This is a genomic window from Pseudohaliea sp. (genome assembly GCF_040217025.1).
Taxonomy (GTDB): Bacteria; Pseudomonadota; Gammaproteobacteria; order Pseudomonadales; family Halieaceae; genus Pseudohaliea.
Window position 1 is genome coordinate 21,039 of record NZ_JAVJOA010000009.1, and the last position, 9,640, is coordinate 30,678.

Below are 9,640 nucleotides of genomic sequence, written 5' to 3' on the forward strand. Positions count from 1 at the left end.
CCCTTGCGGGCCTGCGCCCTGGTCTACAGGCCTAAGATGGGAAACGGCACATAGAAAGTCAGGATAGTGGGCTCGTCAGGGTGTAGCGGCGGCCTGTAAGACGCCGTGTGGATCGGCCTGCGAATATTGCACTCATAGCCAAATTCACCGTCGTACATGCAGGCGGTGATCTCCGCCCGATACATGAAGCGCCAGTTGTTCAGCGCCACGTTGGCCACCAGCATCGGTGCGTGCTTGAAAGTGCCACAGGCTTCGAGGTGTGACGCGGGCATATCGCGCACGACGCGCCGATTGATCCATCCTCCTCCGGCCACCACCACACCCCGCGCGTGTACGCGATACAGCTTTTCTCCCAGCGCGTAGGTGATGGCCACCTGCTCCACTGCCGTGTGTTCCACGCGGACCAAGGAAGCAGCAGGCGAAGTCGAACCTTGTTAGATGGCCGGTCGAAGGCGAAAGTCTCAAACTCGTTGGCGATGATGTCGTCGAAATTATCGCCGCCGCGGATGGCGTCGGGGATTAGCCGTTTGAGGAAGTAGCGAGCAAAGCCGGCGTTACCGCCGGGAAAAGAGTGCCGCGGACCGATGCTGAAATTGCTGATGCCCTTGAAACGGAGCAGGGCGATGTTCATGTAGGCGTAGGCCGATACGCAGTCTGCGCCCAGACCAATGCCGCTATCGATAAGTGGCTTGATTTATTCGGTAACCGACCGGTCAAGACCGAGCACCTCTTCCAGATAGTACTGGTACCTGATCGAGTCCAGCCACCGGTTTACATCTTTTGGCTGTGTTTCTGGTCCCACTGACATCCAGCGGTTCAATTCCGAACGCTGTGCATCGCTAATGGGCGCATTGGAAAACCCATCCCTCATCGGATTCGTTTCGAGTCGCTGCCCGGACTCTGTTCCGTAAAAGAAGCCCGTGGAAACATAGGGCTGGCGCCAATGCTGAAATCCATAATTGTCACCGCCGAAAGCAAGCTGCTTGAGATCCGAAGCCCATTCTGCATAGGTAAATTCCTCCGGTACGCTCAGCGAGTCCACGGTTCCCTTTGGTACTGTCGATCATGATGTGCACATGCGTATCCATCAGCCCTGGCATGCAAACCTGCTTTGACAGGTCGATCTGCTCACTATCAATAGGCGCACCCACATCGTGGTCGAGGGCGAGGATCACATCATTCTTGACGAGAATCTGCTGGTCTTTGAGAACTTTCTTGTTCTCGACTTCTAGCAGTGAACCGCAGTTGATGACCGAGTAGCTATCCGCCGCATGGGTACTCGCAGCGAACACCACACCGACCATACAACCGAGTAGCTTTCGCATATCCCATACTTCTTTTGCACTGTTTTCTGACACTCACCATTTGAGGCTGAGTGGCACCGCTACAACTGGCCCTCCACCTCTGCGTGACGGCAGGCGGCGATGACGGTGTTTCGTAACAGGCAGGCAATGGTCATGGGCCCCACGCCACCAGGCACCGGAGTAATGGCGCCAGCTACATCTGCCGCCTCTGCAAATGCCACATCCCCCACCAGTTTCGGCTTGTCCTCGCCTTCTCGCTGCACCCGGTTGATGCCCACATCAATGACCACGGCACCTGGTTTGATCCAGTCCCCGCGTACCATTCCGGGTCGACCAACAGCGGCCACCACGATATCCGCCTTGCGGCAGACTGCGGGCAGGTCGCGGGTGCGGGAGTGGGCGATGGTGACCGTGCAGCTTTCCCTGAGCAGTAGCTGGGCCATGGGTTTGCCGACAATGTTGCTGCGGCCGATCACCAGGGCATTCTGACCGGAGAGATTGCCGTCAAACTGTTCCAGCAGCAGCAGCAGGCATCCTGTCGGCGTGCAGGGGACCAGGGCATGGGGGTCGCCACTGGCGAGCCCGCCAACGTTCAGAGGATGGAAACCGTCCACATCCTTGGCCGGGTCGATGGTCTGAAGCACCCTCTGCTCGTCGATATGGTCCGGCAGCGGCAGCTGTACCAGAATGCCGTGTATCGAGGGGTCGCCATTGAGCGTGTCGATCAGGGTCAGCAGTTCTTCCTCTGACACCGAGGCATCGAGCTTATGTCCGTGGCTGAGCATGCCCGCTTCCAGGGTCTGCCTGCCCTTGTTGCGCACGTATACCTGGCTGGCAGGGTCTTCGCCCACCAGCACCACGGCCAGGCCGGGTTGCAGGTCGTGGGTGGCGCGCAGGCGAGCGACTTCTTCCGCGATCTGTCTACGCAGGCGTTCAGCGGCAGCTTTGCCGTCAATTATCATTGCGGTCACGTTGGGCTCGCCGGATGTCCGGTCACTTGCACTGGGGGTGAGACCGGATTAGCAGTCGACACTGGCGGCCTCCAACCAGTTAATCAGGTATTGGGCGACGGAGCGATCGACGAACAGCAGAATGACATCATCGGCCCCGGGGCAGGCCAGCATCACGGAAACTCCCGCAAAAAGCGTGTTAACGCACTGGCCCGCGCCAAAAGCCCACGGGTGAAAATCGACGGTACTGCCACGGGAGAGGATATCCCTGGCGCTCTCACCGGTCAGGTTCAGGATAATCCGGCTATCGGTCATTACGCTGAGCACCGCGAGCAGACCGTCCAGTCTGACCTGAAAGGAATGCAGGGCGTCGCGCTCGCTGCCCGCGGGCACCGCGATGACCCACTCTCCGGGCGCGGACCAGAACCACTGTCTGTCCTGCTCGCTCAGGGTTTCGCCCGGGCCCGGCAGACGGATGTCGAGGCGCCCCGCCAGGTTTTCCACAGCGCCGGCCTTGCGGTGAAAGGTCTGCAGCCGGATCAGCCCCAGGCAAGTGTTTTCCGCGACCTGAAAGCGATCCCGTTTCAGGCCCAGGTCAGTGAGTGCCCCCGCCGTGGCGAGTTTATCCATTTAGTGCTTCTCCCGCCGGATCATAGGCGGCCGGCTTTACGAGACGGGCAGGCTGGGTGCTGCCGTTGTAGAAAATTCTGACCTCCTCGCCTTCCCGGGCGCGGGCCCCGGCGACGATGCCCAGGGCCACGGTGCGGCCCAGGTTTGGACTATAGAAAGCGGAAGTCACGTAACCCGCGGTGTTATCCCCGTTCTCGGAGAGCACGTGGGCGCCGCTGACCGTGTGGCCCTGCTCGTTGAGCAATTCGATGCCGGTGAACTGGAACCGACGGGGGTCTCGGCCCACCTCTTGGGAAAGGGTGCGTCGGCCGATGAAATCCACCGGCTTCTTTTCCACCGCGCCACCCCAGCCGAGGTCCTGCGGCATGGTGTTGCCGTCGGTGTCGCTACCCACGTGGAGATATCCTTTCTCCGTGCGAAGCAGCATCAGCGATTCGATACCAAAGGGAATGATGCCCTCCGGCTCCCCGGCGGCCATCAGTTCTTCCCACAGGCTGAGGCCGTGACGCGCGGGCACGCTGATCTCGAAGGAAACCTCGCCCGTGAAGCTGGCGCGGAGAATCCGGCAGGGCTGACCCAGCAGTTCGCCCTCGCGAGACTGCATATGGCCGAAGGCCTCTTTTGAGAGGTCGAAACTGCCGGGTAGTTTCTGCAGCACGCCCCGCGCCTTCGGGCCCGACAGCATCAGGGTGGCCCATTGGGTGGAACTGTTGGTGACGATCACTTCCAGGTCCAGCCACTCGCACTGCAACCACTCTTCCAGGTGCTGGTGAATGCTGGTGGCGCCGCCGCTGGTGGTGTGCATCAGGAAATGATCTTCCGCCAGGCAGACCACGATGCCGTCGTCGATCACGATCCCCGCCTCGTTCAGCATCAGCCCGTATCTGGCCGCGCCGACCTCGAGGGTCTGGATATTGTTGAGGTAGACGCGGTTGAGAAACTCCCGGGCGTCAGGGCCGCGCACTTCCAGCTTGCCCAGCGGGCTGTAGTCCAGCAGGCCCACTCCATCGCGGACCGTCTTAGCTTCCCTGGCGACCGCCTGCTCCTCGGTCTCTTTGGCGCGGGCGTAATACGCCGGCCGCTTCCAGGCGCCGTAGTCCTCAAATACCGCACCGGCTGCCACGTGCGCCGGATGGGCGGGCAGCAGCTGGAACGCGGTGTACAGTTTACCCCGCTCGATGCCTCCGAATGCGCCCAGGGTTGTCGGGTGATAGGGCGGGCGGAAACGTGTTGTGCCCACCTCGGGAATGGGCCGGCCGGTCGCCAGCGCCAGCACGCCCAGCCCGTTGACGTTGCTGGTCTTGCCCTGGTCCACCGACATGCCGTTGGTGGTGTAGCGCTTGACGTGCTCAACGGAGACGAAGTTCTCCCGCGCCGCGAGCTGGATGTCCGACGCGGTGACGTCGTACTGGAAATCGATCCACTGGTGTTCCGGGGAGACACCCGGCGTCAGCCACTGCGGCTGGATGTTCAGGGGCTCGCGAAAATCGCCGTTGGCGCTGCCCACCACAGTCACCGCTTGATGCGCTCGCGCGGGCACCAGGCAGGCATCGTCTTCCCGGTACGCCAGGTGTCCACCGGACTGCGAGTAGAGGTGTACTGTCGGCGACCAGCCACCGGACATAGCCAGCACATCGCAGGTGAGCGATTCCGCCGCCGCGCCGAGGCTCTCGCCATTGCTGTGCAGGTGATGCAGGGTCAGCCTGCGCACGCCGCCGCGGCCCCGGGTACCGGTAATCACCCTGGCCGTATACGCCGCAATACCCTGCTCAGTGGCGTCCTGCTGCAGCTCTGCGGAGATGTCGTGGCGGATGTCGACGATCGCCGCTACCGGTACTCCCACAGAGGTAAGCTCCAGCGCCGTGCGCCAGCCCGAGTCGTTGTTTGTATAGAACACCAGCTGCGTTCCCGGCACCACGCCGTAACGATGCACATACTCGCGGAGCGCCGAGGCCAGCATAATGCCGGGACGGTCGTTGTCAGGAAACACCATCGGACGCTCGATGGCGCCGGTCGCGAGAATCACCCGCCCGGCAAAGATGCGCCAGAAGCGCTCCCGGGGCCGCGCGCCCTCCTCTCTGCTGCCGTGCGAGGCGATGCGCTCCACGGCGGCGAGAATATTGTTCTCGTAGTAAGCGTTGACGGTGCAGCGCGGTATCACCGTGAGGTTGCCGACAGTGTCGAGGCTCTGCACGGCGTCGGCCAGCCAGCCGCGATCGGCAGCCTCGGGACTGGCCAGAAGAGAGCCACCGACCTGCTCCTGCTCGTCAACTAGCAGGACCCGGCGCGCGGGATCGGCAGCCGCTTCTAGGGCGGCGGTCAATCCCGAGCGCCCCGCGCCGACCACCACCACGTCGGCGTGGACATTCTGCTTGAGGTAGTAGTCGGGATCGGCGCCGTTAGGGGCCTTTCCAAGTCCGGCGACGCGTCGGACCAGCCATTCCCAGCTGTGCCAGCTCGGCCACATGAACGTCTTGTAATAAAAAGAAGCGGGCAGAACCCGCTTAAAGGCACCCATCACCCCGAACAGATCGAAGCTGACCGATGGCCAGGCGTTCTGTCCACGCGCGCGCAAACCCTCGTACAGGGGAACGAGCGTTGCGCGCGCATTGGGTTCGGTGCGATGACCCGCCTCGAGCTGCACCAGCGCATTGGGCTCTTCCTTGCCCCGGCCGAACACGCCCCGCGGCCGGTGCAGCTTGAAACTGCGCCCGACTACCGTCACGCCGTTGGCGAGCAGTGCGGAGGCCAGGCTGTCCCCCTCGAACCCCTGGTAGCGACGACCGTCGAACTCGAAGGTGAGCGGCTTGTCCGTGTCCACCCGCGCATGTGGCAACCGCGTGGTCGGCGCGCTCATGAGCCGGCCCCGCCGACGTCTGGCCGAGGGTCGCCCATGCGATACACGGCATGAATCTCGTGGGTAACCGTGTCACGGGCCACGTTGAACCACTGGCGACAGCCGAAGGTGTGGCGCCAGCGCTCGAAGTGCAGGCCCCTCGGGTTGTCGCGGGTGTAAAGATAACCCGCCCAGTCCGTGTCTGAGGTCGCGGCCGGGTCTGCCGGCCGGGTGATGTGCGACTGTCCGCCGCAGCTGAATTCGTCTTCGCTACGCGGGCCGCACCAGGGGCAGTCGATGATATGCATGCTAATGCGCCACGCCGGCGGCGGCGCCCTCATCAATCAGACGACCGCGCGCAAAGCGGTCGAGGGAGAACGGCTCCACCAGGGGGTGGGGCTGATCGTGGACAATGGTGTGGGCGAGAGTTTCGCCACCGGCGGGAATGGCCTTGTAACCGCCGGTACCCCAGCCGGTGCTGATATAGAAACCGGTGACCGGCGTCGTGGACACGATGGGGCTCGAATCGGGGGCAATATCCACGGTGCCCCCCCACTGACGCATGAGCTTAAGGCGGCTGAATGCCGGGTAAAGCTCCACCACGGCGCTCAGCACCGCTTCCGTGGATGGCAGACTGCCGCGCTGCCCGTAGGAAGGATGCGTATCTGCGCCGCCACCGATAACGAGTTCCCCACGATCGGACTGCGAGAGATAGCAGTGCACCGCGGGGCAGATGACTACGTGGTCGAAACAGGGCTTTACGGGCTCGGTCACCATCGCCTGCAGGCACTGGCTGACGATGGGCAGACTGACACCGGCCATGGCCGCGACGAGGCTGCTGTGCCCGGCTACCGCCGAGGCGACCTTGTCCGTGCGAATGTCACCGAGGCAGGTCTGCACGCCGGTGATACTGCCATCGCTGACCTGTATCCCGGTGACCTCGCAGTTCTGCACGATATCCACGCCAAGCGCACTCGCGGCGCGAGCGTATGCCCAGGCGACAGCGTCGTGGCGGGAAATACCCGCCCTGCTCTGCAGGAAACCGCCGTAAATCGGGTAGCGCGCCGAGGCGCTGACATTCAGCAGCGGCACCTTCTCCGCTATCGCATCCCGGGACAACACTTCACAGTCGACGCCCTGCAGCTGTATTGACGTTACCCAGCGCCGATAGATCTCCATGTCGTGACGACTGGTGGCGAGACTGATGATGCCGTTCTGACTGAACATGATGTTGTAGTTCAGGTCGCGGCCCATGGTCTCGTAGCGCTTCAGGGAATGCTCGTAGAATCGCGTGCTCTCCGGATAGAAGTAGTTGGACCGGGTGACCGCGGTGTTGCGCCCGGTATTGCCGCCGCCGATCCAGCCCTTTTCCAGCACCGCCACATTGGTGATGCCGTGTTCCTTTGCCAGGTAGTAGGCCGTAGCCAGGCCATGTCCGCCGCCGCCGATGATCACCACGTCATAGCGGGACTTGAGCTGCGGTGAGCGCCAGGACGCGGGCCAGTTCCGGTGTCCGCTGAGCGCGTGTCTCAACAGGTTGAAGGCCGAATACGTTTCCATGCCTGCGTTCACAATGCCTCGGCGCGTTAGAGAATCACGGTGCGGTTGCCGTTCAACTGCACCCGTTCCTCGCAGTGCAGGCGCACTGCCTGTGACAGGGCGGTAGCTTCCGTGTCGTGTCCGAGGTGGATCATCTCCTGCACGCTCACCGCGTGATCGATGGCCCGTACCTCCTGCACGATGATCGGCCCCTCGTCGAGGTCCGCGGTCACGTAGTGCGCGGTTGCGCCGATGACCTTCACGCCGCGCTCGTAAGCCTGGTGGTAGGGCTTCGCGCCCTTGAAACCTGGCAGAAAAGAATGATGGATATTGATCGCGCGACCCTGGAGTTGCTCACACAGGTCATCGGAAAGAATCTGCATGTAGCGTGCGAGGACGAGTAGATCGGCGTCCAGATCACCCATCACCGCCAGCATCTGCGACTCCTGCTGCGGCTTTGTCTCAGGCGTAATCGGTAAGTGATGGAATGGTACGCCGTACCACTCGGCCATGGACTGACAGTCCGAGTGGTTGCTGACCACACCCACCACGTCCATCGGCAGAGCACCGGCGCGCCACTTGTTGAGCAGCACGCTCAGGCAATGGTCGAACTTCGATACCGCCAGCAGAACGCGCGGCAGATTATCCTGCGCGCGGAAGCGATAATCCATGGAAAACTCGCTCGCCAACGCTACGAAGCGCGACAGGAATCTGTCCATGGGCACGGTCATCTGCCGGTCATCGAACACGCAGCGCAGGTGGAACGTACCGGTCGTCGGGTCAGAAAAGTTCGACATATCAGTGATGAACGCGCCGGCTTCCAGCGCAAGCCCGGAAAAGCGTGCGACCACGCCCAGCCGGTCCGGACACTGAAAGGCGAGAATGTGTGAACGCGGCGCGCCCGCTGCTCCGCTCATGGAATCGATCCGACAGCTTTTTAAGTCTGGCGGATTATTTACCAGCTGGCCGGATTAAGTCAAGGGGGTTAATCGTGCGTCAACCTGGTCGCTTCAGCTCGGCGCATTCAGTATTGCAGCGCTCATATCGACGTGGAACTTCGCCAGCTCCGCCAGGCTCCTCGTGGAAAGGTCACCGAGATAGGTCTGATGCAGATTCCGGTAATCGGCAAAACCGAGAATGGTGGAATTGACGACGAAGTTGACGCGTCTCCTGAAGTCTCGCGGTTTCAGGCCCGGCAGCTGAGGGCGCAGCAGTCTGGCGAAGCGTTTGACCGCGTCCCCCGCGGATTTTTCCAGCAGGTTGTGAACCTGTGCATTGCCGTCGAATTCCATCCGCGCGATGGTGCGGATCGCCTCGTAACCCCAGTCGTGTGTCTGGATAATTTCCACGTAGGGATTAACGAGCGCCTCAAGGATTTCTCTCAGACCTATGTCGCCGTCAGATGCCCGATCCTCGAGGGCGGCGAGCGCGGTCTCGCGAACCTCGTCGAAGTGCTGCTGTATGAAATGGTCCACCGCTTCGATGAGCCCGAGTTTGCTGCCGAAGTGGTAATGCAGCGCCGAGTTATTCTTGTGTCCGGCCTCGCGATTGATCATCCGCAGCGATACGGAGTCGACCCCGTATTCCGCAAATAGATGAATGGCGGCGATGATGAGTTTGCGCTTGGCGTACTCAGATGCAGACAGGTTGGGCTCCAAGATCAGCCTCCGGCTTATTAATCCGAAAGGTTTATTTTAATCTAATGTCACCCTGAGAGTCTCTGTTGACGCAGGGCTTCACGACGCCAATCGCCAAGCAGGGCGCGCTCCGGGCGACGACCACCGTGCACCAAAACACTAAAGACTTATGAATTTTGATACCCCACCGGGACGCTGCGAAAGTCGCCCTTTGGTCGGGTTTGTGTCGGGAGTGCTTGGGCTCCGGGCGGGCTATCGCCGCCACAAGCTCGTTAGTCTGGCCTGTGTAGAGGACATAGCGCCGATTTTGGGCGACACAGTCAGCCAAATTGGCGAGGAGGCTAACTCAGGCGCCGCTCAAGTTTTCCCAGATCCTTGTCGAAGCTTGCGTATCCAACGCCCTGCGCGTGAGCAGTCGCGAGAACCAGGGCGTCCACGAAGTCTACGCGACTGTCGCTGTACCACTGCAGCGCCATTCGCGCTGCGGTAGCGTCATGAGTCTCAATGCCCTTGAAAGCCAACAGCGCATCAAGACTGTCAGCGACCTCCGGACGCGGGACTTTGTAGAGCTTTTCCAGAACGTAAACGCACTCCGCGAGAACGGCTTGCGGGACAAATAGATCACGCTCTCCGCCTACCGCCGGATCGATAATCTTTCGCGCCTTGGTAGACAGGCTTTTGTGATCATCCAACAAGTAACGGAGGATGACGTTTGCATCAACGACGGTCATGCTTTTCCGCGAC

Annotated in this window: 10 protein-coding genes; all 10 read right to left on the reverse strand. The window is 61.6% G+C overall.

All coding sequences use genetic code 11. The features are described from left to right. Positions 1 to 23: 23 nt before the first annotated feature. Complete coding sequence (locus RKE50_RS11225) at positions 24 to 374, reverse strand: hypothetical protein (protein WP_350036523.1); 351 nt, start codon at positions 372 to 374, stop codon at positions 24 to 26. A 588-nt stretch (positions 375 to 962) separates the two neighbouring features. After that, positions 963 to 1,325, reverse strand: a complete 363-nt coding sequence (locus tag RKE50_RS11230) for a hypothetical protein (protein WP_350036524.1) — start codon at positions 1,323 to 1,325, stop codon at positions 963 to 965. A gap of 59 nt (positions 1,326 to 1,384) precedes the next feature. Then, positions 1,385 to 2,266 carry a bifunctional methylenetetrahydrofolate dehydrogenase/methenyltetrahydrofolate cyclohydrolase FolD gene (gene folD / locus RKE50_RS11235; RefSeq protein WP_350036533.1) on the reverse strand — a complete coding sequence of 294 codons (882 nt, stop codon included), beginning with the start codon at positions 2,264 to 2,266 and terminating at the stop codon, positions 1,385 to 1,387. 57 nt (positions 2,267 to 2,323) lie between these two features. Further along, positions 2,324 to 2,884 (reverse strand): sarcosine oxidase subunit gamma, encoded by a 561-nt coding sequence (locus RKE50_RS11240; protein WP_350036525.1) that lies wholly within the window; start codon positions 2,882 to 2,884, stop codon positions 2,324 to 2,326. Further along, positions 2,877 to 5,741 carry a 2Fe-2S iron-sulfur cluster-binding protein gene (locus tag RKE50_RS11245; protein WP_350036526.1) on the reverse strand — a complete coding sequence of 955 codons (2,865 nt, stop codon included), beginning with the start codon at positions 5,739 to 5,741 and terminating at the stop codon, positions 2,877 to 2,879. The genes RKE50_RS11240 and RKE50_RS11245 overlap by 8 nt, the downstream gene beginning before the upstream one ends. Then, positions 5,738 to 6,028: a sarcosine oxidase subunit delta gene (locus RKE50_RS11250; protein WP_350036527.1), complete on the reverse strand. Its 291-nt coding sequence runs from the start codon at positions 6,026 to 6,028 to the stop codon at positions 5,738 to 5,740. Before RKE50_RS11250 ends, RKE50_RS11245 begins: the two co-directional genes overlap by 4 nt. A 1-nt stretch (position 6,029) precedes the next feature. After that, positions 6,030 to 7,280 (reverse strand): sarcosine oxidase subunit beta family protein, encoded by a 1,251-nt coding sequence (locus RKE50_RS11255; RefSeq protein ID WP_350036528.1) that lies wholly within the window; start codon positions 7,278 to 7,280, stop codon positions 6,030 to 6,032. 26 nt (positions 7,281 to 7,306) lie between these two features. Beyond that, the gene (gene purU / locus RKE50_RS11260; protein WP_350036529.1) at positions 7,307 to 8,176 is read right to left on the reverse strand and encodes a formyltetrahydrofolate deformylase; all 870 of its coding nucleotides are present in this window, start codon (positions 8,174 to 8,176) and stop codon (positions 7,307 to 7,309) included. Between the two features lie 93 nt (positions 8,177 to 8,269). After that, positions 8,270 to 8,917, reverse strand: a complete 648-nt coding sequence (locus RKE50_RS11265) for a TetR/AcrR family transcriptional regulator (protein WP_350036530.1) — start codon at positions 8,915 to 8,917, stop codon at positions 8,270 to 8,272. A gap of 320 nt (positions 8,918 to 9,237) precedes the next feature. Further along, positions 9,238 to 9,640: type II toxin-antitoxin system VapC family toxin (locus tag RKE50_RS11270; protein WP_350036531.1), on the reverse strand; the 403-nt coding region annotated here is incomplete at its 5' end.

Excerpts from the sequence above, each read along its gene's own strand:
- RKE50_RS11255 (WP_350036528.1), bottom strand. The coding sequence starts at position 7,280 with ATGGAAACGTATTCGGCCTTCAACCTGTTGAGACACGCGCTCAGCGGA.
- purU (WP_350036529.1), bottom strand. The coding sequence starts at position 8,176 with ATGAGCGGAGCAGCGGGCGCGCCGCGTTCACACATTCTCGCCTTTCAG.
- RKE50_RS11240 (WP_350036525.1), bottom strand. The coding sequence starts at position 2,884 with ATGGATAAACTCGCCACGGCGGGGGCACTCACTGACCTGGGCCTGAAA.
- folD (WP_350036533.1), bottom strand. The coding sequence starts at position 2,266 with ATGATAATTGACGGCAAAGCTGCCGCTGAACGCCTGCGTAGACAGATC.
- RKE50_RS11250 (WP_350036527.1), bottom strand. The coding sequence starts at position 6,028 with ATGCATATCATCGACTGCCCCTGGTGCGGCCCGCGTAGCGAAGACGAA.
- RKE50_RS11245 (WP_350036526.1), bottom strand. The coding sequence starts at position 5,741 with ATGAGCGCGCCGACCACGCGGTTGCCACATGCGCGGGTGGACACGGAC.
- RKE50_RS11230 (WP_350036524.1), bottom strand. The coding sequence starts at position 1,325 with ATGCGAAAGCTACTCGGTTGTATGGTCGGTGTGGTGTTCGCTGCGAGT.